The organism is Streptomyces sp. NPDC001292, from assembly GCF_042896465.1.
In the GTDB taxonomy this organism is placed as follows: Bacteria; Actinomycetota; Actinomycetes; order Streptomycetales; family Streptomycetaceae; genus Streptomyces.
Genome location: NZ_JBIAXG010000017.1, coordinates 1 through 25,476, shown reverse-complemented (window position 1 = coordinate 25,476; position 25,476 = coordinate 1). Strand labels below are relative to the sequence as shown.

Here is a 25,476-nt window from a genome sequence, read left to right as displayed (position 1 = left end):
TATTGACGGGGGCGACACAGCTTCCGCCCCTCAACCTCGGACACCCCCACGCCGTTCACAACAGCCGCGCCGTACCTCTCGACTTCCCCCACAATCCCCCGCCGACCACCCAGATCCTCCCCTGTCACCCCTGATAGCTTCGTTGTCCGCTGCACACGTCGTCGTCTTCCGGGGGAGATCCACCGTGGCCCGCCGCGCCCTACCCGCAACCGCCACCGCGCTCACCGCCATCGCGACCGTCATGCTCACCGCGTGCGGTGGGGGCGGGGACGCCAAGTCCGATGACATCAAGGGGGTGGAGACGGGGGCGGCTACGCCTACGGTTTCGGCATCCTCAGCCGCCGACGCGCAGCGCCCCGAGGTCACCATCCCGAGCAGCTTCCGGCTGACCTTCGAGAACTGGACGAGCAGCGACCCCGACCAGCAGGCCGTCCTGAACGACGGCAAGGAGCAGCTGCGGGCCGGTTACGCGGCGATCATCGCGAACGACCCGGACAGCAGGGCCCTCGCCTTCTACGACACCGAGGCGGGCCTCTCCCAGGACCGCGAGTGGATCAAGTCGTACACGAGCAAGAACGTCACCGTCATCGGCGCGCTCCCCGTGTTTGGCCCCAAGGTCTCGCTCTTCGCGAAGAACACGAAGGCTCAGCTCGCCTACTGCACGGATGAAACCAACGCCCGTACGCAGAACCGGGAAACGGGCAAGGTCGTGGGCAATCCCGTGGGTTCCGACCCCAAGGTGGCCTACACCGTCACGATGCAGAAGAACGGACAGGGTGTGTGGCAGACCGTGTCCACCACCTCGAAGAGGGGCGGTTGCTCCTGATGTTGCGGCCCATCGGCATCGTGACTGCGGCTCTCGCATCGGCCGTGGCGGTCGCCCTCTCCTCCACGTCAGCACAGGCCTTCGGCGAAGGTGACACCAAGGACGACGGCAAGAGCAGCACCAAAGGGGACGCCGGTGGCGACGGGAGCCTGTCGGCCTCCGTCTCCCATATCCGGATCACTTACGTGAGCGGCGGAAACGGCGGGGGCAAGCAGGGCAACCTCGGTACGGTCGACCCCAACTGGAAGCCACCGGCCTGCTGGTACGAACCGGCCTTCACTCCGGCGGGGCTCAAGAAGTTCGTGGACTCGGACGGCGGGGGCGACGTCGGCATCCACGAATCGTGGTTCGGCAAGGGACTGTGGACGGACCACTACCGCGACGGCAAACCCGCGGACAACTTCGACCTGCACTCACCGACCAACAGCAGCGCCGACGGCTACAAGGACTACAACCTCGGCAAGGACGGCTACTTCTGGCGCGGCGTCGCACCCGATCCCGCCGACCCGGCCTCCTGGGACTGCGGCCGCATCATGTTCTGGGTCGACGCGGGCAAACTCCCGGACGACCCGAACACCCCCACCCCCCAGACCCTCGCCGAGTACGCCTACAACAAGGTCAAGGTCCCCGAGACGGAGATCGAGCTCAAACCGCAGGCGAAGTCCACGGTGAATCTCCCGACCTGGGCCTGGCTGGACAAGGGCACCTTCAAGGAGGTCAAGGTCAGGGCCGAGCTCCCGAACACCGGCCTGTGGGCCGAGACCACAGCCAAGCCAGTCACCCTCCACCTGAACCCTGGCACGGAGGATGCCGAGACCTACCCGTCATCCGGCAACTGCACTTTCAACGACGACGGCTCGATCGGGACCCCGTATGCGAAGGGCAACGCGGACAAGACCCCGCCCTGCGGGATCAGATACCTCCGCGCCACGAACGGCCAGCCGTACCGCCTCAAGGCGTCCATCACCTGGCAGATCACCTGGCAAGGCACCGGCGGCGCCAAGGGCAAACTCCCCGACGGCACCTTCGAGACGACCCAGGACATGAACGTCCAGGAAATCCAGTCGATCAACCGCTGAACCACCCGGGGTCGGCCGCCGTTGTCAGGACGACCCGTCGCCGCCGTCCACGAACAACTCCTCCGCGATCGTGGCGTGGACGGCCCGCCGGGCCCAGATCTCGAGCTGGTCCAGGTCGGAGCACGTCTTCACACGATCGCGTACGGAGTCCGGTACGGGGATGCCACGCCATCAAGGATCCGAAGGACCATCGACGCACGCTCCTTCTCCACACCCTCCTCGATGCCCTCTTCGCGAGCCTGTTCCCGTACCTTCTCGGCGACCTCGTGCCGGAAGAAGTAGTTGACCGGCATCATCAGCTCCTTCCAGATCTGCTTGGCCTGGACATCGACCAGGCACGACTCGACGAACTGTGCGAGCATTCCCGCGCTGTCGGTATCGGTGGTCACCAGGGCTGCCGCCAGCGGTTTCAGTATGGCAGCGGCACCCTGGCCCTATGCGTCATCGCCGAGAACGCCGCGAGAAAGACATCCCGCCGGGCCTCCGCCTCGTCGGCGACGAGCGGCACGTTTCGGGATGTGCAGCACACGCTGAAGCGTGCGCGTGAAACCCGCCGGGTCCTTCTGGCAGATCTGGTGCAGACCTTCGTGCGACGAGCTGACCATCCGCCCTCCTTTCCATCCGATGTGATCAACGAGCTAAGCCGCGACCAGGTCACACCACACGTACTTGCCCCGGTTGCCCTCCCTGGACAGCGGCTGCCAGCCCCACAGGTCGGCGCAGGCCCGGACCAGGGCGAGTCCGCGCCCCTCCTCCAGATCGGTGACCTGCTCCAGCCGCGCCGGCGGCTCGGGCGGCGCGGGGTCGGTGTCCCACGCCCCGATCCGCAGCACGCCCACCGACCAGCGCACCCGCAGGGCGGCCGGCCCCTTGGTGTGGCGTACGGCGTTGGAGACCAGCTCCGTTGCCAGTAGTTCGGCCGTGTCGACGAGGCGGACGAGGCCGTGCATCGTGAGGATCAGTCGGAGGGTCCGGCGGGAGATGGTGACGGCGCGGGGGTCGTTCGGGATGTACAGGGTGTACTCCCACGGTTCGTTTTCGGGCATGGGCCACTCCAGTGACGTGAGGCGGGGTGGGATGGCGGCGGTGCCGGGCGGTGGCCTTGCCGCAGCCGTCGTGGCAGGACGGAGCGGTGCGCTTCCGGGTCCCCGGTTTGCCGCAGCGTGTGCGTCGCGTCACCGACGGTAGGGGCCAATTTTGGTCCGGCGCAAGCCGTTGCGTAATCTGCCGCTCGAACGAGACACCGTTGCTGGGCAGTTGGCCCCAGGGAGGAAGCCATGCCACGCAGGCAGCAGGCGACTGCACGCCAGGAGCGTCTCGGCGCCGAGCTACGAAAGCTGCGCGAGGCGGCAGGCCTCAACGGACGTGACGCCGCAGCACTGATCGGAACCGACCCGGCACGAGTGAGTCAGATCGAGGCCGGGATCGCCGGCATCAGCGAGGCTCGCCTGCGCTTGGTCGCGGCTCACTACGCCTGTGGAGACCAGGAGTTGATCAACGCTCTGGTGAACATGGCGACCGTCCGGACACGCGGTTGGTGGGAGGAGTACCGGGGCTTCCTGCCCAACTCGTTCCTGGACCTTTCCGAGCTCGAGCACCACGCCAGTTGTCGATGGGACGTCGACTTCCTGCATGTTCCCGGTCTTCTGCAGACGAGAAGTTACGCCCGCGCCCTCTTCTCCTACGTCAACCCGGACTTTCCGGAGGGTGAGGTGGAGCGCCGGGTGGAGCACCGCATGAAGCGGAGGATCATCATTGAGCGCACCCACCCGATCCCGTACGAGACCGTCATCCACGAGGCCGCTTTGCGCATTAAGGTCGGTGACCCCGCCACGGCCCGTGCCCAGCTCGTCCGGATCCTGGAGCTCTCAGAAGCCGATCACGTCACGGTGCGAGTCATCCCGTTCGCTCTCGACGGCTTCGCCGGAGCGGGCAGCGCCATGGTGTACGCCGGCGGCCAAGTCCCCCAGCTGGACACCGTGGTACGCGACGGGCCCCACGGCACGGTGTTCATCGACGCCGAAGCCCAACTCAGGCGCTTTCGAACCCTCTTTCGTAGGGTAGAGGCGGTGTCACTCGAGCCCACACGTTCGCGTGACTTCATCCATAGGCTGGCGAAGGAGCTGTGAGGCACACCATGACCACACCCGACACCTGGCGGAAGTCGTCCTACTCCGGCGGCGGCGACGGCAACGCCTGCGTAGAGATCGCGCACCGCCCCACCCACATAGCCGTCCGCGACTCAAAAGTCCCCGCCCGAGCCACCCTCTCCTTCCCGGCCGCAGCCTTCTCCACCTTCCTCGACTCCCTCAAAGCGGTGAACGGAGAGGGTTGAGTCTGCGGCGGCACCTCAAGAAGCTGCTGGATGAAACCAGGCAGGACACCGAGCACGGCCACTCGTCGTACACGACAGAGATCCCGTGGCCGTCACTCCGGAAGTTCGCGCAGTTCGCGTACCTTGCCGAGCAGTACGGCTACCGCTACGACGGCCTGGATCCGGACCTGCGAGAGTCCGGCACGCCGTTCTTCGTCCTCCGGCGCCCGCCCGGTGCCCGTGAGCGGGCCGCATGTACGAGGGAACGGTTTCCCGATGCCCCCGACGGCGGTCGGCTGCCCGGGATGCGTTCCTGGCCCGTGCCGGTGCTGACGCTGCCGGAGGCACGGCGCGAGGTGAGGCTGCTGCACGCCAGGATCGCCGTCGACTACTACGGGGCGATACGGCGGCAGCCGCTGCGGCCGTGGCTCATCGGCATCCCGCTCGTCGTTCTTCTCGTTCTGCTGGTGAACGGTGAGCTGCACGCTGCAGGACTGCGGGTCGCGGCCGGTACGGTCGCGGCTCTGCTGCTCGCGCTCGGAGCCTCCAGGGTCTTCATGCGCCGGCGCATCGCGGCGTACCGGCGGTTGCGGTCAGAGTGAGAGCGTCTTCGCGATGTTGTCGGCCATCTGCTCGGCCGCCTCGTCCAGGATCGGTTCCGTCCAGGAGACCAGCATCGTGAGGGCCGTCTCCATGCCGTCCGGGCGGACGCCGTAGAACACGGTGTGGACCACCGGGCGGGGGCCGAAGAAGCCCTTCTTCTCGCCGATGAGGTTCTGCCGGATGCGGACGGCGTCGCCGAGGGGGAGCCGTACCTCGCGTACGTCCGGTTCGCCGAAGTCGTGGCCGGTCATGTGCTCGGCCAGTAGCGGGAGGGTGACCTCGGGGAATGTCTCGTCGGGGTGGATGGCGTCGAGTTCCATGATGGCCGCCACCGTCTCGTGGCCGCTGATGTACCAGCCGAAGGAGGCCAGTGTGTCGCGGGTGTAGCAGTCGGCGACCGTGCGCTTGAGGTTCCGGGCCAGGCGGCGGGCGTCGCCCTGCTCACCGTCCTGCGCGTATCGCTCGGCGAGTTCCGCGCCCTGCTGCTTGGCCCAGGAGTCCAGGTCCACGCTCCCGGCGGCGGGGAAGGGCACCCAGTCCTCCGAGAACTCCAGGCCGAGGTTCGAGAGGTCGTCGGGCATGGTGTCGGTCACTCCGTCCAGGTCAGCGAGTCGGCGATCGCGTCGAAGAGTTCGGCCATCGCGTCCGCGATCGCCTCGAGCGGTGTGGAGAAGGTCAGCAGCAGGAACGCGGTGGTGCCGGGGACCGGGAGGTGGTACTCCACCGAGAGCGAGTTGTGCGGGGGCTCGGTGCCCTCCTCGTCGTTGCTCTGCGGTATCAGCCTGCGGATCCGGACGGCGGGGCCCGAGCGCAGTTCCTCGATGCTCACCGACCCCTCGCCGCCGTCGGCGAACCTCTGCGCCAGGGCTTCCAGCGGCAGCGGCTCGGGGTGCCGCAGCGGCGCGAGGGTGACCAGCAGCGAGGCGGGAATGGTGAAGGGTCCGACCTCCTGGAGGCTGAGGTACAGCTCGATGCCACCGCTGCGGTGCGCCTTGGCGGCGCGACGTCGCAGGTCCCTGCGGAGTTCCTCCTTCAGGTGCGGCGCGTTGTCGATGCCGTGGAACTGGCGCTCCACGAGGGCGTTGATCGGCTTGTCCCGCTGCTCGGGCTCCAGGAGGATCCGGAACCACCCTTCGGGAAGCAGCAGCCGGTAGTCGCCCGGAGGAGCCGCCTCCTCGGTCGTCTCCGTCGCCTCGGTCTGGTTCATACGGGTCGCTCCGTGGGTTTCTGTTCCGGCGCCGGTCGTTCCAGCCAGAGCCGGCTGCGCAACTGGTGTACGGCGTAGGGCACCGCCTGAAGGACGAGGCCTACCGCCCCCGCGAGGATCGCCGCCAGTGCAGCCCGGGGGTGTGCGTCCTCGATCCACAGGCCCTGGACGATGGAGAACCACGAGCCGAACGCCATGATGGCGGTGGAAGACAGGCCGGCGATGGTGCTGGGGAAGCGGGACAGCTTGCGTGCCGTCCTCGCGGAGTCGGGCAGCAGGTCGGTGCCGAGCGTCCCTCGTGCCTTGGGCCACGGGCCCTTCCCAGCCAGCTTGCGCTCGGAGGCGGTCAGCCCGGCGGTCCGACGCAGCCTGGACCAGCCGTCGGCGCCCCCTCCACCGCCGAACCAGAGCCGCCACAGAAGTACGGCTCGCACCTGGTCGTGCGGGCCGCTCAGTTCGACGCCGAGGGGCTGCCCCGTCCGGTCGCGCACCAGCACCAGGGAGGTCAGGGCATGCGGACCGGTGAGCGGAAGCCAGTATTCCCGCCCGCCGAGAGCGCGCAGGACGAGATCGCGGTCCTGCACCCGCACCTCCGTGTCCCGGCAGAACCTGACGGTCGTTCCCAGCCCTTCCACGGGCGTGGGCCGGATCCGTTCCCGTACGACAGGGACGCACCCCCGCAGACGCAGCCGGGTCCACGCCCGCACGACAAGCCGTGCCACCGGGCCGACGAGAGCGGTGGCGGCCAGCGACAGGATGACCCAGGGTTCTGTCGTCTCGGAGAACAGGACCACGGTGAACAGGGCGAACCAGACTACGAAGGCCACGGCCCGAAGGCTCCAGTACCACCGGGGGAATTCGCCCCCCGGAGACAGGGACTTGGCTCCGCGCCGACGTGAACCGGGCACCGCAAGCGAGTCGTTGCGATCATTCACCACGTGCAGGGGAATACCCGCGTCCTTGAACAGGGCGGCCACACCGGTACGGTCGAGCAGTTGCTCGCCTCCCACCCATCGCTTCGGGATCGCGGGCGACTCCGGCAGCCAGTCCTCCATGTCGAAGGAGCCGACCAGCGCACCGTCGCGATCCTGCAGCTGGACCTCTCCCCACGAGCCCTCGATCGTGGGCCCCATGCGTTCCCTGTCGTCACCGGGGACGTCGAGGAAGACCGCACGTGTGATCCCGTCGCCTCCGACCGGAAAACGCCGCGTGCGCGTCCGGGTCCGCAGGACGAGGTCACCGCCGTCCAGGTAGAGCCGTGAGCGGTGGCACAGTTCCAGGCCCGGGCCACGCGAGGCGGCTGGCCTGAGCGCGGGCTCGGGGATCATCGGGTGACCATGTCGTAGAGGCTTGTCACCGCTCCGTACGCCCCTTCGGCTCCGGCGACCACTCCGGTCGCGGTCGCGCCCGCCCAGACGTTGGTCTGGCCGGAGAAGTTGCCCAGCGCACGGCCGACGTCCGGCATCTTCAGAGCGTCCGGTGCGATGCCCTTGAGACCGGACGCGGCCTTGGCGAGGTCGGGGTCCAGTGTGCCCAGCGAGCGGGGTCCGGCCAGCCCGCGGGCCCCGTCACGCCAGGCCTGCTTGGAGAACGCGCCGCCGATCGCTTTCACACCGTCGACGGTATCCCGGTACATGGAGACCGGGCTGAACCCCTCCTTGAGGTTGCTCCACGACGGCAGCTTCCCCTTCGGCATGCCCGCCAGGGCCTTGGCCGCGGCCTTTCCGCGAATCGCCCCCTGGGCTCCGCGGTTGGCGAGGTTCCACGCCCTGTTCGACTTCATGCCCGAGGCGATGGCGTTCTTGAACAGGTTGCTGCGGGCGAGGGCCTTGGTACCCGCCGCCGCTCCCCTGGCGCCCGCCATCGCCGCCCGTCCGATACCGAAGGTCGCCAGGCCCACGGCGTCGAGGAACACCGACTTCCAGCTCCCCTCGCCGCCCAGCGCGAGCACCAGGTCGGTGGCGAGCGCCACGACGCTGGCCAGCAGGGCCACCGCGTTGGCCACGGCGGCGATGACCTGTCCGATGACGGGGATCCATCCGAGGGCGAGTGCCGCCACACCGGCCCACAAGGCAATACGCCCCGCCCACTTGGAGACTTCCGTGAGCCAGCCGGCGTTCTCGTGGACCCAGTTCTTGAACTTGTCCTTCCAGCCGTCCTTCAGCCCGTCGCCCTCGATGACGTCGTATATCGCCTCGGCGGCCGCCTTCGCGGCCCGGTCGCGGATCCCCTTCGCGGTCCGGAGGGCCTCCTTCGCCGCCTTCAGGCTGGAAGAGGCCTGCTCCTTCTGCCGGTTGTACTTCTTGGCGTCCGGATCGTCCTTCGGAGTGTCGTCCGGCTGTCCGTCGAGGGAGCGCTGCGCCGAGGAGAGGTCGCCGTGGGCCTGCTCCGCGTCGGTCAGGGCGTCGTCGGCCATCTGCTGGGCGCGACGCAGCTCGGAGGCGTACTCGTTGCTGCACACGTTCTCCCGCACCTGGGTACCGAGGGCGGTGGCGGCCTCGTCGTAGCGTTTGAAGGCCTTGCGCAGCTTGTCGCCCGCGCCTTCCGCCGCGCTCCGGAACTCGGTGGCGGTCTTGCTCTTCCAGTTCTCGACGGAGGCCAGCGCCTTGATCTCGCGGGCCTCCTTCTCGATGGCCTCGGCGGTCTTGCGCAACTGCCGGCCGAGCCTCGCGACCTCGTACGGGTCACCGGGTATCGGATCGGACGTCTCGTCCAGCACCGACCAGCGGTGAGCGGCGGGCCGACCCGTCACTTCTTCGCCCCCTTCTGCCCGTCCTTGTCCGAGTTCCGCAGCGCCTCGGCGAGTTCGTGGTCGATCTCCTCGTACGACTCCGCCGCGGTCTTGGTGATGCCGTGCAGCGACTCCAGCTCCTCGGCGAGCTTTCGTCGGTGGATCTTCCAGTTGCTGCCGAACTTCGAGAAGGCGTCGAGGATCCGCTGCGAGCCGATCTCCGCGACGCCGAACCCCTCGGCCGGGTTGGCCCGTTCGGCGAAGGTGTCACGGATGCGCTTCAGCGCCCTGGAGCACTCCTTGATCCTGTCTATGTCCGCTTGCTGATCACTCATGGATGGCGTCACCCCACCTCGTTCTTGGCCACGGCCCGACCGTGCACGACCACGCTGCCGCCGTAGAACATGCCGGTGAAGACGGGCGAGTACGTCAGCTGGATCTCGACCTGGACCTGGTCGGCGTCCGCTGCCACGCAGTGGCTCGCGGCGATGTCAGTGCCCGTCATGCTCATCTCCCGGGCGAAGGCCTTCACGCGGGCGTCGCAGTTCTCGTAGTTGATCGGAGCGGGGCCGCCCTGGTTGTCGTAGAGGGCCTCGCGGTCGATGTCCTGGGCGGCGTAGCGGGCCGCCTGTTCGGCAATGTCCGCGGCCCGTTCGCGCTTGGAGATGGACAGGCCCCCGTCGATGACGAAGGCGGACAGGGTGAGGAAGACCAGCGCGAAGATGATGACCGCGCCGGCACCCGAACCGCGGTCGTCCACTGCCGTCCCACGAGTGGACCACCAGGTGCGCAGGCGGTCCGCCGCGGCGGCGCTCACGTTCCTCACGCCGACCTCCGGAAGGGGTCAAGCGGCGAGCTGAAGCTCGCGGACAGCCTCGTCGGGATGTCCAGGCCCAGCGACGCCAGGCCGCGCACCTGGCAGCTGACCTCGACCGTGAACAGGGTGTCGGGGGCGAAGCCCGCGCTCTTCTGCACCACCGAGACAGGACCCGAGCACACGTCCGCCAGATCCGCCTCCGCCGCCCTGCGCGCCTCGGCCATGGCCGTCGCGTGGTCCTTCTGGATCGAGCCCGCGCGTGCCGCGTCCCGTGCCGCGCCGTCGACCGCGCCGCGGCCCTCGACGAGCTGGCCGAAGGCCACCAGCACCAGGATGAACAGGATCATCACCGGGGCGAGGATCACGACCTCCACGGTGGACAGGCCGCTGTCGTCTCGGGCGGACGGGAAAGACCTGCGGGAAGAGCGGTTCATCTAGTTCCCGCCCTCCCGCACGAACCTCTCCACCGGGCCGGACGACTGCGCGTGCACCGTCAGGTCCAAGCCCGGGAACACCGTCGGGATCCGCGCCGAGATCTCCACGCCCACGGTGTTCTGCTCCGGTTGCAGCATCCTCACGTCCGGCGACAGCACCAGCTGCGGGCCCAGTTGGCGGATGTAGGCGTCGACGACGTTCCGCGCCTCGCCCCGCCAGGCGCCGGGTTGCTCGTCGGCCGTGGCGCGGGCCTTGCGGGCGCCGGCCTGGGCCGCCGCCTGGGCGACGTGGTCGGCGAAGAAGTACAGCGCGAACTGCACCGTCGCGAAGATCATGAAGAACAGTACGGGGGTGAGCAGCACGAACTCGATCGCGGTCATCCCGGAGTCGCCGCGGGCGGCCGCCGTCTCACGCGCGGCCCGCACCCTGCGGCGTACCTCGCGTCGCACCCTTCCGCCCACGTCCGCCAGCATCCCCGTCCACCCCGTTGTGCTTCCTCGTCGTACGTGCGTCGTACGTGCGCTCGCCGTACGCGCGCTCGTCGTACGCGCGCTCGCCGTACGCGCGGTCAGCAGGTCTTGCCCGCGTCCGCGCCCTTGATGCAGTTGCCCACCTTGTTGGCGCCCTCGCTCAGCGCGGAGTTGATGATGGCGGCCACCACGCCCACGATCGCCACGACGACCGCGGAGATGATGACCCACTCGACCGCGGAGGCACCACGGTCCAGTTCGCCGGAGCGGGCGCGCTGCACGCGGCCGCCCAGGAAGGTGACCAGGAAGTCCACGGCCGGGATCCCGGTGTGGAAGTCTCGTCCGTTCATGACAGTCGTTTCCTCTCGAATTCAGGGCAGTTGGCAGGGGCGGCGGCGGCTCACACCTGGAACACCCGCATGGCCGCCGGGAAGATCAGGAACACCAGGAAGCCCGCGCACAGCAGCAGCTGGGCCACGAGCATCGACTGGGACTTCTCGCCCGCGCTGCCCTCGATCTCGGCCAGTTCGCGGTGGCGCATGGTCTCGGCGCGCGAGGCGAGCGACTCGCGCACCTTCGCGCCGTCGTCCGCGACCAGGGCCAGGGAGGCCGAAAGGTCCTTCAGCTCCTCCACGCCCAGCTCCTCACCGAGCTGCCCGAGCGCCTGCCACTGGCTGATGCCGGTGATACGGGCGTCGGCGAGGGCGTTGCGGATCCGCTGGTTCGCCCAGCCGTCGGACACCTCGGCCGCCGCCATCAGCGCCTCCGGCAGACCGCGGCCGCCGGCCAGGCTCATGGACACCAGGTCCAGGTACGCGCCGATGACCCGGCGCAGGTCACGGCGCTTGTCGGCCGCGTCCCGCCGAATCTCCAGGTCGGGCAGGAAGAAGAACAGCGCCGCGCACAGCAGCGCCAGCCAGACCGGGATCACCGGGCTGCGCCCGAAGCCCGTCGTGTAGACCACGGCGAACAGCAGCGGGCCGAAGAACAGCCCCGCCACCGACAACAGCACCTTCGTCGCCAGGAACCTCTCCCAGCCGCGCTCCAGCACGGCGAGATCGGCGCGCAGCGAGCGCTGCTCCCAGCCCTGCTGAAGGTAGAACTCGGCGACGCGCGCGCCGACCTGGGCGCGGAACGCGCCGAAGCGGCCCGTCTCCTCCCGGGCCTGGTGCCGCGTCTCGTACGCGGCCCCCCTTGCCCGCATCGCGTCGATCCGCGCGACCTGCGCGACCGCGCTCCGCCTGGACGGCATCAGGGCGCGTACGAGGGCGTAGACGCCGAGGCCGAGGACCGCTCCGACCACGACCGGCATCGTCAGGTTCACCGGCGTACCCCTTCCTCCTGCTGGGCGGGCGTGCGCGGCCGGACGAACTGCACCGCCGCCTCGTCCCGCACCAGGAAGCGTTCCGGCGTCTCGATCGTGGACAGCTTGCGCAGCCACCAGAAGCCGAGCGCGAACAGACCGCAGACGACCGCGAGGACCAGCTGGCCGGCCGGGGTGCCGTACGGCGACACGAAGTCGCGGTTGAAGACGGACAGGCCGAGCACGAAGGCGACGGAGACGGCGACGACGATCTGCACCGAGCGCCGGGTCGAGGCCCGCTGGGCCATCACGCGCTGGCGCATGTCGACCTCCTCGCGCGCCGACTTGGCCAGGGCACCGAGGACCTGGCGCAGACCGGGCCCGCGCAGCCGGGCGTTGAGGATGAGCGCGGCGACGATGATGTCGGCGGAGGCGTCGTCGATCTCGTCGGCGAGCAGTTGCAGCGCGTCGGGCAGCGGAGTCCGGGCGCGCAGCCGGTCGACCAGGGCGTCCAGATGGGGGCGCAGGACCGGGGCGGCGGCGCGCGCCGAGGCCGGGATGGCCTGCTCCAGGCCGACCGCGCCGGCGATCGTGTCGCGCAGCGACTCCGTCCAGGAGGCCAGCGCCTCCACACGGCGCATCGCGGCCCGCTCCTCCGCCGCACCGCCGAAGAGGCGGTCCCAGAAGAAGACGAGGACACCGGCCGCGATGCCGGCGACCGCCCACCGGGTGAGCAGGAGGACGGCGAGGCCGACGAGGGCGGCGAGGGAGCCGCGCTGCCCGGCGAAGCGGAGCAGTTCGCTCACCCGCCGGCTCGCCCGCTGCTTCTCGTGCTCGGGCTTGGCGGGCAGTCCGCGTACGGCGACGACCAGCAGGGCGAGGCCGCCGCCGACGGCGATGCCGGAACCGATCGAGTACAGGACGGTGGTGGAGAACAGGCCCCCCATGGAGCCCAGCGGGGCCAGTGCGGCAAACGTCATGGTCACCCCCAGGTTCCGTGGGGCTGGTAACCGTGCGCCATGAGGTCCTCCAGGCAGGCTATGGGCGCGTGCGGCACGACCCGGCCGTCGGGCGTTTCGGCGAACACCTCGCTGGACAGCACGCGGCCGTCGACGCCGTTGACCTCGCGGACCGAGGTCACCATGCGCTGAAGCCGGCCGCCGGTCTGGAAGTTGTTGCGCCGCTGGATGAAGACGACGAAGTTCACCGCGCCCGCGATCAGCATCTGGCTGGCCTCGATGGGCAGCCGCTCGGACGCCTGCAGCGCGTAGGTGGAGATGCGGTTGAAGACCTCGCTGGAGCTGTTGGCGTGGATCGTGGACAGCGAGCCGTCGTTGCCCTGCGACATCGCGTTCAGCATGGTCACGATCTCGTCGCCGAGCACCTCGCCGACGATGACGCGGGAGGGGTTCATGCGGAGGGACCGGCGCACCAGCTCGGCCATGGAAATGGCGCCCTGTCCCTCGGAGTTGGGCAGCCGCTCCTCGAACGCCACCACGTTGGGGTGCAGTTCCGGGAAGGTGTCGAGTCCGAGCTCCAGCGCCCGCTCGACCGTGATGAGCCGCTCGTGCGGCGGGATCTCGTTGGCGAGGGCGCGCAGCAGCGTCGTCTTTCCGGCGTTCGTCGCGCCCGCGATCATGATGTTCTTGCGGGCACGGACCGCGCAGGCGAGGAAGTGCCCGAGCTCCGGCGCGAGCGTGCCGTTGCCGACCAGGTCGGAGATGAACACCTTGCCCATCCGGGCCCGGCGGATGGACAGCGCGGGCCGGCGGGCCACGTCCATGACGGCCGACAGACGCGAACCGTCCGGCAGCCGCAGGTCGAGCTGCGGGTTGGCGGAGTCGAAGGGGCGGGACGACAGACCCGAGTAGGCGCCGAGCACCTGGATGAGCTCGATCAGTTCCTCGTCGGTCTCGGCGACCGGCTCGCCCTTGACCTCGCGCCCGTCGGCGTACCCGACGAACACCTGGTCGCAGCCGTTGATGTCGATGTTCTCGACCTGCGGGTCGTCGAGCAGCGGCTGGAGCCGACCGACGCCGAACAGTGCCGCGTGCACGGCGGCCGCGTACTGTTCCTCGGTCTCGGCGTCCAGCGGCGTACGGCCCGCGTTGATCTCGGCGCGGGCGTACTCCTCCAGGATCTGGGCTATGACCGCGCGGGCGTACTGCCGCTCGTCCTCGCTGGACATCGGCGTGACGCCGCCCACCTGGTCGAGGCGGCGCTGCTCGGCGATGCGGTCACCGGCGTCCTGTCGGAACCGCTTGACCAGCTGGTGGTCGACAGCGGTCATCGCCCGGCCTCCGGCTGACCGTTCATCTGGTCCTGGTGGGGCTGGTGGCGGGGCTGGTGGTTCTGGCGGGCGTGCTGATCTTGGTACGCCTGTTGGCCCTGAGGTGCTTGATGAGCCTGGTGGGCCTGCTGCTGCGTTTGGTGGACTTGCTGGGCTTGGTGCATCCGGTGCGCCTGGTGCGCCTGTGCCGATACGGCCCAGGCGGCGCCGTACTGCTGGTACAGGTCGGCGGTGACCTTGCGGGCCGAGCGGATCAGCAAGGACTTGTCGAGGCGGCCGCGCCTGCGCCCGGCCAACTGGTCGGCGCCCGCCGGATCGTCGGCGATGGTGCCGACGACTCGCGCACCGGTCTGGGCGTGCACCAGCATGTCGTTGACCTGGCCGGAGACCTTGCCGGCGGTGTTCGGGTCGGCGACCAGGACGACGCCGACCACCGGGGTCGCCAGGCTCGCGGCACCGCGCGGGCCGCCGTGCAGCTTCGCGGCCAGCGCGGCGGCGCGGTCGCGGACGCGCGCGATGGCCTCCGGCTCGGTGCGTGAGACCAGCAGGACGAGGGAGGCGTGCGGGAACAGTTCCACGGCGGGGGTGTCCCCGCTGATTCGACCGCAGTCGGCGATGACGTCGGCGGGCGCGTTCGGGGAGTCGGCGAGCGAGGCGAAGGCGTGACCCAGGGTGGGCCACAGCCCGGCGAGACCGGCGGCCTGCTCGGCGATGCCGAGTCCGACGAGGACCTCCAGGCCGCCACTCAACGGCTGTACGTGATCCCAGAGTTGGTCGGGCACGAGCCCGCGGCGCGCCGTCGCAGCGATGGACAGCATGCCGACGTTCGGGTTGAGCGGCCCGCCGTGCGCGGCGGCGCTTCGGTACACGAGGTCGCCGCCGGCCGGGTCCGTCTCGGCGAGCAGCACGCGCCGCGGCCAGACGGCGGCCAGCGCGACCGCGGCGGTGGTGACGCCGGGCGAACCCTTGTCGGCGGCCAGTGCGATGAGGGCCATGGGTGCGCTGCCGCCCTCAGTTGCCGGGAACGACGACGACGGCGACGGAACCCGCGGACGCGGCCTGGGCCACGGCGGCGGCGTCGGACTGGTCGACGAGAAGGGTGAGCGACAGGCTGCCGGTGCTCACGGCGGCGTCGCTGTTGTCGCTCTTGGAGCTGACGCGCGCACGGTCGACGATGAGGTTGCCGCCGGAGGTGGAGCCGGCGGAGCCGCTGCTCCCGCCGGAACCGGAGCCGGAGCTCGACGCGTTGTCACCGACGCGGTACACGGCGACGACGTCGCCGTTCTTGATGTTCGCCGGGTACTGCCCCTCCTTGAGGGCGACGCCGACGGAGGCCTTGCCGGCCGGAAGGCTGCTCTTCTCGGCGAACATCTGGCCCATCACGACCGTGTCCTTGTAGATCGTGGACTTGGCCTTGAGGGTCTTCAGGGCGTCCAGTTGCGACCACTGGACGTAGTTGATGGAGTCGTCGGCGGCCACCAACACCGAGGTCACGTCATTGGACGTGACGGACTCTCCGGCCGGAATCTCCTTCGTCACCTTGACGACCTCGATCCGGTCCCCGGCCTGCAGCACGAGCATCGTGGCGCCCAGCGCGCCCACCAGGATGAGCAGCACCGCCAGGGCCGCAAGCGCCGGTTTGCGCTCGCGAGGCGCCGTGGGAAGCCGGTCACCGACCGACGGCCGAGCCGGAGCCGCGGCACGTCCCGCGCCCGCCCCCGTACGCTCCTGGATCTTCACGCAACCGCTCCCCGTACACCCAAGATGTCGTCTGCCACGTTCTGACAAGGTCTTTGCATAGGCTGCAAACCCGGACACTTCACCAGCGATCCGGGTGATGTCGCGACTATCCGGCGCGGGGGCGAGTGTCAAGCCATCGCACGGTATCAGCCGCACATAAGCCCCTCAAGGCGAGCCAGGCCCCATGAGTCACAGCCGACTTGACGTTACCTGTCTGCAACGCGACGCCGGACCCGCCCGGTTGACGACGGGCTCATCAGCCCCCACGAGTGCGCGGCAGCAAATCCCCGACCCACCCGGCATACCGCACCGCCAAGTCCGCCGACCCCGAGACCATCAGGCGCCCACGACCCCTGCACGAATTACTCACGAAGCCGCAGACCGGTCACGCCGCGCTCAACTGGTCACCGACGGGGTCGCGGCAGCACGACGTTCATCGGTCCCCGAGGAGCGCGAACGAGCGACTGCACGCTCAACAGCGACCACTCGATCGGTGAGCCCTACGCCAGAGGCAAGGCCAACCAGACCCCACCGTGGGGCATCAAGTACCTGCGGCCCTCTGGCGGCGCAACATACAAGCTGAAGGCAACCGTCACCCGGCAAATCAACTGGACCGGCACAGGCGGAGCCGGGGGCAACCTCCCCGACGGCACCTTCGGCAGCGAACAGGCCGTCACTGTCCAGGAGATCCAGGCAGTGAATCGTTGAGCGGCTGAAACACCCCGCGACAACGGACGACACTCAAACCCGTGGTCGCCGCCTGGTATGCCTCAGACCCACCGCAGCGAATGGGCCATGGCATCGCAGAGTTCACCCATGACGCCCTTGGTACCGCTCAAGGGCATGCCAAAGGCCAAATGCAAGTAGCCGACGCCACCGGGCATGCGCACGTGGTAGTCCATGGTCGTCTCCGTGACGGCACGGACCGTTCGGCCCGCCGGCAGTTCAATGCACTGCACCTTGCCGCCGGGGCTCGTGCGCCGAGCCAACGCCTGAGCCAACTCGTCTCGCTCAGGCGCAAGTCCGGGGCGCGTCTGCGCCAGCGAGATCAGAAGGGAGGCGGGCAGGGCAGAGCCGCCCGGAGACTCCGTCTTGAGAAAGAACTCCAGCGCACCTTGGGCGACACCCTTCTCAGCAGTGTTGCGCAGGGTTGACCAGATACTGCGTACTGCGTTCGGCGGCGTGCCGCTGCCCGCTGATTCCTTGTCCACGAAAGTCTTCAACTGACGGCGCCAGCGTTCTTGGGTGAGATCTACACGAAACCAGTCACGAGGTACGAGCAGCCTATAGTCCGAGGGTGGAGTTTCGAAAGCAGTCACGCCCCCACCTCAGAAGTGATCAGAGGTGATCCGTCAGCATGGAAGAGTCGGATACTGCTGACGAGATTGCCAAAAATGGTGGAAAAGATGTCCCAGCCGGCCATGGTGGGTGTCGCCATCTCCATCACCAGGGACGTGCCGTTGGGGAGGGGAACGTAAACACGAATGTATGAGGTCGGATAGGTCAGGCTTTCACCGGACTCCATCAGGTCACCAGGGATACTCTCCTCCCGTGTGCCGATACACGAGACGGCAGCCCCACAGGGTAGCTCGATCTCGGCAACCTCATCCATGCCAGTCCGACGAAGAGCCGACACGAACGCCTTGAGCATACCCTGAACATTCCCGGCATCCGAACTGTCGAGGAGAGAAGCGTAGAAGGTCGCAGTGCAGGGCACTTCGTCGACAGCGGTCACGCAGATCGCGGCATACTCGGCGCCGGCGGCAAGCAAGGCGTCGACGCAAAGCGCACACATGACCCCGAATTGCGTTTTGCCGTCCTCACCGACGCCGGGGAGGCATCTTTCCACAAGCTCTTCGAGCAGTTCCACCGCTTTTTCATCGTCAGTCTCACGGACGGGAAGGTCGTGGAAAATTTCCGGCACCACCCATCGGACGTGAATGTCTCCGGAATGCAAGGCAGGCGGCGCAGCCTGTCCCGGAACCAAGGGAGAGAGGTCAGGCTGAATCGTCACGGAGACTTTTCCTGTTCAGGGATGGGGCAATCTGGTGCATCCGGAAAGAACTTTCGCGATGTGAGATACATCCCGTAGTAGGGATAAAGGCGCGGAATGTCGGCGCCACCCCGCCGGGCCATGCCTACGATCTTTCGATAAAGGCGAGCTCGGCACCGCGTATTCCGAATTCCCTTGTCTCGCAAACCCCGCAGTCTCCACAGAAAGAGTCCCACGACGGTAGCCGTCAGTAGCAGCGCATCCAGGGTCACGAATGCGATCTGAAATTGCTGAGACTTTTGAGAGGCCACCAGATCCCAAAAAGGCCAGGCTCCGAAACCGAAGATGAGAGCCGGAAGGGCAAGGAGACAGCCTTGAGCGCCGCCTTTCGCTGTGTCCTCACGCCGTTGGAAGAGCATCCAGTGCACGGCCCGGTCATCGAGAAAGTCGAAGCGAGCCTCTCGCCCGTACTGCTCGGCAGCCTCCTTGGCCTGCGGCACCGTGGCGATGACGGATGAGGAGACCATGTTGCGCGTGATGCCTCGGTCATCTACGAACTGCCCGAATTGCAAGGCGTGATAGTCACCCATGACTGCCTTCCTTAACCAGCCGGTGCCAGTGCCGCATGGAATGATGTGGACGAAGGCCTGGGCTGCGGCGTCGGCGAGGGAGTCTTCGATCCCGTGGGGCTAGGCCTTGGCCCTGGTGCCGGAGTGGGTCGGGCGTCACCTGGAGGTGGAGAGATCTCGTCGGGTGTGTCGTGTGCCGGGAACGTCTGGCGCAGCTTGAGGAGAGTATGCACGTACGCGTTACCCAGGGCTGACCCCTTGATGTACCGCGTGACGAGTTCGGGATCGAACCCATTTGCCGGAAGCCTCACCCTTGTAATGCCCCGCTTGGAGAGATACTTGGACGCCAAGACGACGCCCTTGTTGAAGTTCTTCACGGCAAAGCCGTTTGTGAATGCTCCCCAGACACCCTGCTGAGCGGCGAAGAGCCGCGCCCCCTTGGCTGTTGCACTTAGGCCCTTCAGCGCACCGAGGCCGGGAATGACGCCCAGGACATCGATTCCGATCTTGAGCATATCGAGTTTGCCGCCACGCGCGAAGACGTCGTAGAGCCGACCCGTCAGCGCGGTTGCGCTCAAGGCGGATGCCGCAACGACCAGGAACACAGCCAATGTGCCGCCCGACAGGACGATTGCCGCGACCAGAGCAGCCGCAGCCAGGACCGTGGCAGCAGTAGACAACCAGTCAGCGTGGTCTGCCAACCAGTCCATTACTCCGCCTGGATCCCGTACCCCGTCATGATGGATCACTGACTTGATCTTTCGGGCGGCTCGCTTCGCCGCCTCGTCGCGGATTTCCTTCGCAGTCTCGATCTTGCTGCGAGCCTGCGCCATGAGATTCGCAGCGTCGTCCCGCTTCTTTTCATTCTTCGTACGTTTCGCATGGTCGTCCCTGGAGGGGACAGTCCCCTCGTAGGGTTCCAGAGCCTTGCGAGCAGCCTTGTGGTCGGCCTCCGCGGCGCGGAAGTCCTCCAGTGCCTTGTCCGCCATGCGCTGTGCTCGGTGCAGTTCGCTGGCGTACTCCTCCGACTCCCCTTCACCTGCCCGAACCCTGGCACCAAGCGCTGTCGCAGCCTCGTCGTAGCGGTCATACGCCTCTTTCAGGCGCCCCGCTGTGCCGCCGGCGATCTCGTGAAATGCACGGCCCGCGTCGCTGTCCCAGCCCTCAACCGACGCAAGTGCCCGAATGTTCCGAGCCTGCTTGTCGATCTCCTCCGCCATGCCGCGCAACTTCTTGCCCAGTCTGGCAACTTCATACGGATCACCGGGGATGGGGTCGGAGTCGTACATCGGCGACCAGTCCCTGGGGCGGGATGTCACGGATGCTTCCCCTTTCCGCTCTTCCTTGCGCGCCTGAGTGCCTCGGCGAGCTCGTGATCGATCTTTTCGTATGACTTAGCGGCGTTTGCAGTGTATTTGGCTAGGTTCTCAATGTCCTTCATGAGCTTCTTGCGGTTTTTCTTCCAGGTGTCGGAAAAATCATCGAAGACGTCCCGCAGTCTGTCGCTGCCAAGGTCATCGCTGTGTCCGTCAGCAGGGTTGCCGTGTTCCTTGAACTCTCGGTGTATGCGATACAGCGAGTTCGAGCAGTCCTTGATCAGATCGAGGTCGTATCGAATTCTGTCGGCCATCGGGATCAACTTTCCAACTCAGGCTCGCGTAAGAAGCTTCGTGCCGGAATGGTCGCGGCCAGCCCCCGCGTGGAAACCGCCGGATGCGGCGGGGCGTCGCCCGCGCCCCACCGCACCGCCGGTCAGGGACCCCACTAACCCCGCGTCCCCCGCGCCAGCTCCTCGTCCAGGTTCTCGTAGGCCTGCTTGGCCTTCTTCAGGAACTCGGAGAGGCCGTGGAGGCCTTGGATGGTCTTCACGGCGCCCTTGGCGAAGTCCTTCATGGAGTCCTCGTAGGCGCCGGAGGCCTTCTGGGTGGTGAAGCCGTTTTCCACCAGCTGCTTGACCCGCTTCTCGACGGACTTGATCTGGTCCTCGAGGGCGTGCATGTCCTTGAGAAGATCGCCTGCGGTCTTCTCCATCTCGGCGTAAGTGAGGTCTGTGTCCTTGCCGTTCTTGCCCATGACGGCTCCCTCCCGTTTTGATCGCCGCAGGGCCTGCCCCCGTGGCTCTGTTGCGCGGATGCATCGACTGTGTCGACTGCGTCGGCCGGCAGCCCTCGTCCGGCCGTCCGCATGAGCAAAGATCTTACGGGTGGTGCCAGTGGGGATACAGGGACGTCAGTTGGAGGAACCGTGAACCGGTGCACATCCCATTGCACCGGGGAACCACCGGACGGCTAAGGTCACTTCGACTGTGTTCTGCGCTCCGGGGGTGGCCCGAGCACTGCGAGGAGGACGAGTGTGCGCCTGAGTCTGACCGTCGTCGACCCGCTCGGCGGCACCAGTGCCGACGTCGTACTCGACGCCGATCCGGAGTCGTCGGTCGGCGATGTCACCCGGGAACTGGCCGAGCACCTCGGGCTCGGCGGCGGAGCGCAGATCATCTCCCTCTCGGGACACCAGCAAGGGGCCGGGCACGGACCCGGCGGGATCCCGCAGGCGTACGTCGACGGCTATCCCCTCGATCCCGGCGCCACCGTCGTCGGGTCGCCGCTGCGCGAGGGCGCCGTCGTCAGTCTGCACGATCCCGCGGGCTGCCTGCTCGGAGAGCCCACCGGCATCGTCGAGTTCCGGGTGGCCGGCGGGCCCGGCGCCGGTGCCGTGCACCGGCTCGGTGTGGGACGGTACGACATCGGCAGCGGGACCACCGCGCACCTGCGTATCGACGACCCCGAACTCGCCGACCGCGCCGCCACCTTGTCCATCGCCATCGACGGCACCTGCGAGGTCGCCCTTCACGGCGAGCACAGCACCGACGCCGAAGGCTCCAGAGAGTCCAAAGGCGGCAAGGGCGGCAAGGCAGAGAAGAGCAATGAGAAAGAGAGCGGTCGCTCCGGTGTCCGGCTCGACGGTGAGGACTTCGCCGGTGGGAACTGGCCCCTCGGCGCGCAGCTTGCCCTGGGCAACAGCCTTCTGGGGCTCACCCGTTACAGCCCGCCGAACGCGGCGCTGAAGTGGTCGGACGACGGTGCCGGGCTCGACTACAACCGGCCTCCCCGGCTGCGCCCGGCCGAACGCAAGACGCACTTCCGGCTGCCCAATCCTCCCGGCGAGTACGAGGCACGCCCGCTGCCGTGGCTGATGGCGCTGATGCCGCTGGTGGGCGCCGTGGTCTCGGTCATGATCTTCGGCCGCTGGTACTACATGATCATGGCCCTGATGAGCCCGCTGATGCTCATCGCCAACTACTTCATGGACAAGAAGCAGGGCCGCAAGTCCCATGCGAAGCAGGTCAAGGAGTACAAGGAGCACAGGGAGCGGATCGAGGAGGATGCCCAGGAGGCGCTGCGCACGGAGCGGCTCGACCGAAGGGACGCCATCCCCGACCCGGCCGCCGTCCTCACCTTCGCCACCGGCCCCCGTACCCGTCTGTGGGAGCGCCGGCGCACCGACGCCGACCACCTGCTGATCCGTGTCGGCACCGGCCGGGTGCGCTCCGAGGTCGTCCTCGACGACCCCGAGCAGGACGAGCACAAGCGCGAGGTCACCTGGCGCATCGAGGACTCGCCGGTCGCGCTGCCGCTGAAGGACCTCGGCGTGATCGGCATCGCCGGGCCCGGTGACTCCGCGCAGGCGCTGGGCAGATGGGCCGTCGCCCAGACGGCGGTGCTGCACAGCCCCATGGACGTGCAGTTCTACGTCCTCACCGAGAACGACGCGCACTCCCGCTGGGACTGGGTGCGCTGGCTGCCGCACGCCCGCCCCTCGGGCGGTCAGGACGTCAACGTACTGATAGGGACCGACTCCGAGACCGTGGGCGCCCGCGTCGGCGAGCTGACCCAGATGCTGGACGCCCGGCTGAAGGCGCTGAAGGAGAAGGGCAACCGGAGCGACGGGCCGGCCTTCTCCGACCCCGACATCGTGGTGGTCTGGGACGGCTCCCGTCGGCTGCGCTCGCTACCCGGGGTGGTACGGCTGCTGCGCGAGGGGCCGGCCGTTTCCCTGTACGCGATCTGCCTCGACGAGGAGGAACGGTTCCTGCCGGGCGAGTGCCAGGCGGTCGTGCTGGCCGAACCGCGTCGTAACGACGGTCGTAGCGACGACAGCGCCGCCGCCCCACCCTCCGCCCCGCAGGCGGTAGCCGGTGGCTTTCCCTCCTTCCAGGCCTGGCACCAGACGGCACAGCGAAGCGAACAGGCCACGGAAAAGGCCCCCGAACTACGGCTGCGCGTGGAGCAGACCGATACCCGGCGGCGGCGGGACGTACGGCCCGACTTCGTCTCGGCGGCCTGGTGCGCGCGGGTGTCCCGCTCCCTGTCGTCGCTGCGTGACATCAGCGGCGAGACCGAGGACTCCGCCCTGCCGGCCGCCAGCCGCCTGCTCGACGTGCTACAACTCGAGCCACCCACGCGGGACGCGATCTCCGCGCGCTGGCGGATGGGCGGGCAGTCGACGATGGCGGTCATCGGCGAGTCGTACGACGGCCCGTTCGGCATCGATCTGCGGCGCGACGGCCCGCACGGCCTGATCGCCGGTACGACCGGTTCCGGAAAGTCAGAGCTGCTCCAGACCATCGTGGCGGCGCTCGCGGTGGCGAACACGCCCGAGAACATGACGTTCGTGCTCGTCGACTACAAGGGCGGCTCGGCGTTCAAGGACTGTGTGAAGCTGCCGCACACCGTCGGCATGGTCACCGACCTCGACGCACACCTCGTCGAACGGGCCCTGGAGTCGCTGGGGGCCGAGCTGAAGCGGCGCGAGCACATCCTCGCCGCCGCCGACGCCAAGGACATCGAGGACTACCAGGACCTGGTGCGCCGCGACCCCTCGCACGCGCCCGTGCCCCGGCTGCTCATCGTCATCGACGAGTTCGCGTCCATGGTGCGCGACCTGCCGGACTTCGTCACCGGCCTGGTCAACATCGCCCAGCGCGGCCGCTCCCTCGGCATCCACCTGCTGCTGGCCACGCAGCGGCCCAGCGGCGTGGTCTCCCCCGAGATCCGCGCCAACACCAACCTGCGCATCGCGCTGCGCGTGACCGACGCCGGCGAGTCCACGGACGTCATCGACGCGCCCGAGGCCGGGCACATCTCCAAGAGCACACCGGGTCGTGCATACGTCCGTCTGGGGCACGCGTCCCTGATCCCGTTCCAGTCCGGCCGCGTCGGCGGACGCCGGCCGGGCGCGGCCGACCCGCAGGCGCTGGCCCCCTGGGCAGGCCCGCTGAACTGGGAGGACCTGGGACGCGCGGCGCTGCGCAAGCCCAAGTCCGAGACGCGCGAGGACGACGAGATCACCGACCTGAAGGTGCTGGTGGACGCCGTGCGGGAGGCCAACCGGGCTCTAGGCATCCCCGCCCAGCACTCCCCCTGGCTGCCCGCCCTGGAGGAGACCCTGCTCCTCGACGACATTCCGGAGGTGCGGGCCCAGGGCGCGCTGCCCGCCGCCCCGTACGGCATGGAGGACCTGCCCGCCGACCAGGCCCGCCGTCCGGTGGCCGTGGACTTCGCCACGTTCGGGCACCTGCTCGTCGGCGGCGCCCCGCGCACCGGCCGCTCGCAGTTGCTGCGCACCGTCGCGGGCTCGCTGGCCCGGACGCACTCCTGCGCCGACGTCCATCTGTACGGCGTCGACTGCGGCAACGGCGCGCTGAACGCGCTGACCCGGCTGCCGCACTGCGGCGCGGTCGTGGGACGCAACCAACTGGAGCGCGTCGTACGGCTCTTCACCCGGCTGACCGGCGAGCTCAACCGGCGCCAGGACCTGCTGGCCGAGAAGGGCTTCGCCGACATCGGCGAGCAGCGGGCCGCGGTCGCCGAGGACGAGCGGCTGCCGCACATCGTGCTGCTGCTCGACCGCTGGGAGGGCTGGCTGCCCACGCTGGGCGAGTACGACCACGGAGACCTGACCGACCAGCTCTTCGCGATGATGCGGGAGGGCGCGAGCGTGGGCCTGCACGTGGTGCTCACCGGTGACCGGCAGGTGCTGTCGGGACGGGTCTCCTCCCTCACGGAGGACAAGTACGGTCTGCGGCTCGCGGACCGCGGCGACTTCTCGATGCTGGACATCAACGCCCGCAAGGTTCCCGAGGAGATTCCCCCGGGCCGGGCCTTCCGGGCCGAGACCGCCGCGGAGACGCAGTTCGCGCTGCTCTGCGAGGACACCACCGGTCAGGGCCAGGCGGCCGCGCTGATCGCCATCGGCGACGCGGCAGCGGCCCGGGACGCGGACGTGCCGCGCTCCCGGCGGCCGTTCCGGGTGGACGTCCTGCCGAACCGGATCTCCTTCGAGGACGCCTGGGCGATGCGCGACCCGGCGGCGACGTCCTCGCCGCTGTGGGCTCTGATGGGGGTCGGCGGTGACGAGCTCACCGCGTTCGGACCCGATCTCGCCGAGGGTGTACCGGCGTTCGTGATCGGCGGCCCGGCCAAGTCGGGCCGCAGCACGGCACTGATGAACTTCGCGCGGTCCTACCTGGCGCAGGGCGTAAGGCTGGTCGTCGCGGCGCCGCGCCAGTCGCCGTTGCGCGAACTGGAGGGCCAGGAGGGCGTGTTGCGGGTCTTCACCGGCCGGGACATCGACGAGGACGAGCTGGAGGAGGCCATCGGGCCGGCCACGCCCGAGCAGCCGATCGCCGTCCTGGTGGACGACGCCGAGGTCCTGGACGACTGCGAGGCGGAGGACGTCTTCAAGCGCATCATCGAGCGCGGCGGCGAGGAGGGTCTCGCCGTCGTCATCGCCGGTGACGAGGAGGAGATCTGCGACGGCTTCTCCGGCTGGCAGGTCGATGCGAAGAAGGCCCGCCGCGGGATCCTGCTCTCCCCGCAGGACAGCTCCGCGGGCGAGCTGATCGGCATCCGCACGACCCGCAGCATGGTCGGCGGCCCGGTCACCCCGGGCAAGGGAATGCTCCACCTGGGCAGCGGCGAGCACATGACCGTGACGACGCCGAACTAGGGCGCGTTTCGAAAGTCCCGCCTGCCCCGCGACGCCTGGCACGGCGCCTCGCCGCGTTGTCGGGATCGCCCGCGTACGCCCAGTACGCGGA

General features: G+C 68.6%; 27 protein-coding genes and 2 pseudogenes. 7 read left to right on the top strand and 22 right to left on the bottom strand.

Annotation, left to right across the window (positions count from 1 at the left end; translation table 11 throughout):
- Positions 1 to 142 precede the first annotated feature (142 nt).
- Both ACFY4A_RS19365 and ACFY4A_RS19360 read left to right on the top strand, forming a co-directional pair.
- The gene (locus tag ACFY4A_RS19365) at positions 143 to 826 is read left to right on the top strand and encodes a hypothetical protein (protein WP_390830612.1); all 684 of its coding nucleotides are present in this window, start codon (positions 143 to 145) and stop codon (positions 824 to 826) included.
- The gene (locus ACFY4A_RS19360) at positions 826 to 1,905 is read left to right on the top strand and encodes a hypothetical protein (protein WP_390830708.1); all 1,080 of its coding nucleotides are present in this window, start codon (positions 826 to 828) and stop codon (positions 1,903 to 1,905) included. Before ACFY4A_RS19365 ends, ACFY4A_RS19360 begins: the two co-directional genes overlap by 1 nt.
- 128 nt (positions 1,906 to 2,033) lie before the next feature.
- Here ACFY4A_RS19360 and ACFY4A_RS19355 read toward each other — a convergent pair whose 3' ends face one another.
- Together ACFY4A_RS19355 and ACFY4A_RS19350 are read right to left on the bottom strand one after the other, a co-directional pair.
- Positions 2,034 to 2,294 (bottom strand): hypothetical protein, encoded by a 261-nt coding sequence (locus ACFY4A_RS19355; protein WP_390830611.1) that lies wholly within the window; start codon positions 2,292 to 2,294, stop codon positions 2,034 to 2,036.
- 249 nt (positions 2,295 to 2,543) lie between these two features.
- Positions 2,544 to 2,951 carry an ATP-binding protein gene (locus ACFY4A_RS19350; protein ID WP_390830610.1) on the bottom strand — a complete coding sequence of 136 codons (408 nt, stop codon included), beginning with the start codon at positions 2,949 to 2,951 and terminating at the stop codon, positions 2,544 to 2,546.
- A gap of 231 nt (positions 2,952 to 3,182) precedes the next feature.
- Here ACFY4A_RS19350 and ACFY4A_RS19345 point away from each other — a divergent pair, with 231 nt between their 5' ends.
- Genes ACFY4A_RS19345 through ACFY4A_RS19335 form a run of 3 tightly spaced genes read left to right on the top strand, consistent with a single transcriptional unit; the run spans position 3,183 to position 4,821 of the window.
- Positions 3,183 to 4,034: a helix-turn-helix transcriptional regulator gene (locus tag ACFY4A_RS19345; RefSeq protein ID WP_390830609.1), complete on the top strand. Its 852-nt coding sequence runs from the start codon at positions 3,183 to 3,185 to the stop codon at positions 4,032 to 4,034.
- An 8-nt stretch (positions 4,035 to 4,042) separates the two neighbouring features.
- Positions 4,043 to 4,240 (top strand): DUF397 domain-containing protein, encoded by a 198-nt coding sequence (locus tag ACFY4A_RS19340; protein WP_390830608.1) that lies wholly within the window; start codon positions 4,043 to 4,045, stop codon positions 4,238 to 4,240.
- Positions 4,237 to 4,821 carry a hypothetical protein gene (locus tag ACFY4A_RS19335; RefSeq protein WP_390830607.1) on the top strand — a complete coding sequence of 195 codons (585 nt, stop codon included), beginning with the start codon at positions 4,237 to 4,239 and terminating at the stop codon, positions 4,819 to 4,821. The genes ACFY4A_RS19340 and ACFY4A_RS19335 overlap by 4 nt, the downstream gene beginning before the upstream one ends.
- On the opposite strand, the gene ACFY4A_RS19330 is transcribed toward ACFY4A_RS19335, so the two are convergent.
- From ACFY4A_RS19330 to ACFY4A_RS19265, 14 genes and pseudogenes are all read right to left on the bottom strand, one after another.
- Positions 4,813 to 5,403 carry a hypothetical protein gene (locus ACFY4A_RS19330; RefSeq protein ID WP_390830606.1) on the bottom strand — a complete coding sequence of 197 codons (591 nt, stop codon included), beginning with the start codon at positions 5,401 to 5,403 and terminating at the stop codon, positions 4,813 to 4,815. The two genes, ACFY4A_RS19335 and ACFY4A_RS19330, sit on opposite strands and share 9 nt — an antisense overlap.
- A gap of 8 nt (positions 5,404 to 5,411) precedes the next feature.
- Positions 5,412 to 6,029, bottom strand: coding sequence for a hypothetical protein (locus tag ACFY4A_RS19325; protein ID WP_390830605.1), 618 nt, complete (start codon positions 6,027 to 6,029; stop codon positions 5,412 to 5,414).
- Positions 6,026 to 7,357, bottom strand: coding sequence for a hypothetical protein (locus tag ACFY4A_RS19320; protein ID WP_390830604.1), 1,332 nt, complete (start codon positions 7,355 to 7,357; stop codon positions 6,026 to 6,028). The genes ACFY4A_RS19325 and ACFY4A_RS19320 overlap by 4 nt, the downstream gene beginning before the upstream one ends.
- Positions 7,354 to 8,781 (bottom strand): hypothetical protein, encoded by a 1,428-nt coding sequence (locus ACFY4A_RS19315; RefSeq protein ID WP_390830603.1) that lies wholly within the window; start codon positions 8,779 to 8,781, stop codon positions 7,354 to 7,356. The genes ACFY4A_RS19320 and ACFY4A_RS19315 overlap by 4 nt, the downstream gene beginning before the upstream one ends.
- Positions 8,778 to 9,095, bottom strand: coding sequence for a hypothetical protein (locus ACFY4A_RS19310; protein ID WP_390830602.1), 318 nt, complete (start codon positions 9,093 to 9,095; stop codon positions 8,778 to 8,780). The genes ACFY4A_RS19315 and ACFY4A_RS19310 overlap by 4 nt, the downstream gene beginning before the upstream one ends.
- 8 nt (positions 9,096 to 9,103) lie before the next feature.
- Complete coding sequence (locus ACFY4A_RS19305; protein ID WP_390830707.1) at positions 9,104 to 9,577, bottom strand: pilus assembly protein TadG-related protein; 474 nt, start codon at positions 9,575 to 9,577, stop codon at positions 9,104 to 9,106.
- A gap of 5 nt (positions 9,578 to 9,582) precedes the next feature.
- Complete coding sequence (locus ACFY4A_RS19300; protein WP_390830601.1) at positions 9,583 to 10,011, bottom strand: TadE/TadG family type IV pilus assembly protein; 429 nt, start codon at positions 10,009 to 10,011, stop codon at positions 9,583 to 9,585.
- A complete protein-coding gene (locus ACFY4A_RS19295; RefSeq protein WP_390830600.1) occupies positions 10,012 to 10,485 on the bottom strand; it encodes a TadE family protein in 474 nt (157 codons plus the stop codon). It abuts the gene before it with no gap.
- 95 nt (positions 10,486 to 10,580) lie between these two features.
- The gene (locus ACFY4A_RS19290) at positions 10,581 to 10,832 is read right to left on the bottom strand and encodes a hypothetical protein (protein WP_100569654.1); all 252 of its coding nucleotides are present in this window, start codon (positions 10,830 to 10,832) and stop codon (positions 10,581 to 10,583) included.
- Between the two features lie 50 nt (positions 10,833 to 10,882).
- Positions 10,883 to 11,806, bottom strand: coding sequence for a type II secretion system F family protein (locus tag ACFY4A_RS19285; RefSeq protein ID WP_390830599.1), 924 nt, complete (start codon positions 11,804 to 11,806; stop codon positions 10,883 to 10,885).
- Positions 11,803 to 12,732 carry a type II secretion system F family protein gene (locus ACFY4A_RS19280; protein ID WP_390830706.1) on the bottom strand — a complete coding sequence of 310 codons (930 nt, stop codon included), beginning with the start codon at positions 12,730 to 12,732 and terminating at the stop codon, positions 11,803 to 11,805. Before ACFY4A_RS19280 ends, ACFY4A_RS19285 begins: the two co-directional genes overlap by 4 nt.
- 35 nt (positions 12,733 to 12,767) lie before the next feature.
- Entirely contained in the window at positions 12,768 to 14,075 is a 1,308-nt protein-coding gene (locus tag ACFY4A_RS19275; RefSeq protein ID WP_390830598.1) for a CpaF family protein, read from the bottom strand.
- A 110-nt stretch (positions 14,076 to 14,185) separates the two neighbouring features.
- Positions 14,186 to 15,070 (bottom strand): annotated as a pseudogene (locus tag ACFY4A_RS19270) (hypothetical protein); the annotation flags it as partial.
- A 16-nt stretch (positions 15,071 to 15,086) separates the two neighbouring features.
- The gene (locus ACFY4A_RS19265) at positions 15,087 to 15,815 is read right to left on the bottom strand and encodes a hypothetical protein (protein ID WP_390830597.1); all 729 of its coding nucleotides are present in this window, start codon (positions 15,813 to 15,815) and stop codon (positions 15,087 to 15,089) included.
- A 471-nt stretch (positions 15,816 to 16,286) separates the two neighbouring features.
- Between ACFY4A_RS19265 and ACFY4A_RS19260 the strand changes: the two are divergent.
- Positions 16,287 to 16,523: pseudogene (locus tag ACFY4A_RS19260) on the top strand (hypothetical protein); the annotation flags it as partial.
- Positions 16,524 to 16,585: 62 nt separating this feature from the next.
- Here the strand turns inward: ACFY4A_RS19260 and ACFY4A_RS19255 are convergent.
- The 6 genes from ACFY4A_RS19255 to ACFY4A_RS19230 form a co-directional block, all read right to left on the bottom strand.
- Complete coding sequence (locus ACFY4A_RS19255) at positions 16,586 to 17,134, bottom strand: hypothetical protein (RefSeq protein ID WP_390830596.1); 549 nt, start codon at positions 17,132 to 17,134, stop codon at positions 16,586 to 16,588.
- Positions 17,131 to 17,829: a hypothetical protein gene (locus ACFY4A_RS19250; RefSeq protein ID WP_390830595.1), complete on the bottom strand. Its 699-nt coding sequence runs from the start codon at positions 17,827 to 17,829 to the stop codon at positions 17,131 to 17,133. The genes ACFY4A_RS19255 and ACFY4A_RS19250 overlap by 4 nt, the downstream gene beginning before the upstream one ends.
- Positions 17,826 to 18,398, bottom strand: coding sequence for a hypothetical protein (locus tag ACFY4A_RS19245; RefSeq protein WP_390830593.1), 573 nt, complete (start codon positions 18,396 to 18,398; stop codon positions 17,826 to 17,828). Before ACFY4A_RS19245 ends, ACFY4A_RS19250 begins: the two co-directional genes overlap by 4 nt.
- 11 nt (positions 18,399 to 18,409) lie before the next feature.
- On the bottom strand, positions 18,410 to 19,666 hold the full coding sequence (locus tag ACFY4A_RS19240; RefSeq protein ID WP_390830592.1) for a putative T7SS-secreted protein: 1,257 nt from the start codon (positions 19,664 to 19,666) through the stop codon (positions 18,410 to 18,412).
- Positions 19,667 to 19,692: 26 nt separating this feature from the next.
- Positions 19,693 to 20,007, bottom strand: a complete 315-nt coding sequence (locus ACFY4A_RS19235) for a hypothetical protein (protein ID WP_390830591.1) — start codon at positions 20,005 to 20,007, stop codon at positions 19,693 to 19,695.
- A 134-nt stretch (positions 20,008 to 20,141) separates the two neighbouring features.
- Positions 20,142 to 20,450: a WXG100 family type VII secretion target gene (locus ACFY4A_RS19230; RefSeq protein ID WP_390830590.1), complete on the bottom strand. Its 309-nt coding sequence runs from the start codon at positions 20,448 to 20,450 to the stop codon at positions 20,142 to 20,144.
- 279 nt (positions 20,451 to 20,729) lie between these two features.
- On the opposite strand from ACFY4A_RS19230, the gene ACFY4A_RS19225 reads away from it, so the two are divergent.
- Positions 20,730 to 25,385 carry an FtsK/SpoIIIE domain-containing protein gene (locus ACFY4A_RS19225; RefSeq protein WP_390830589.1) on the top strand — a complete coding sequence of 1,552 codons (4,656 nt, stop codon included), beginning with the start codon at positions 20,730 to 20,732 and terminating at the stop codon, positions 25,383 to 25,385.
- Positions 25,386 to 25,476: the final 91 nt, after the last annotated feature.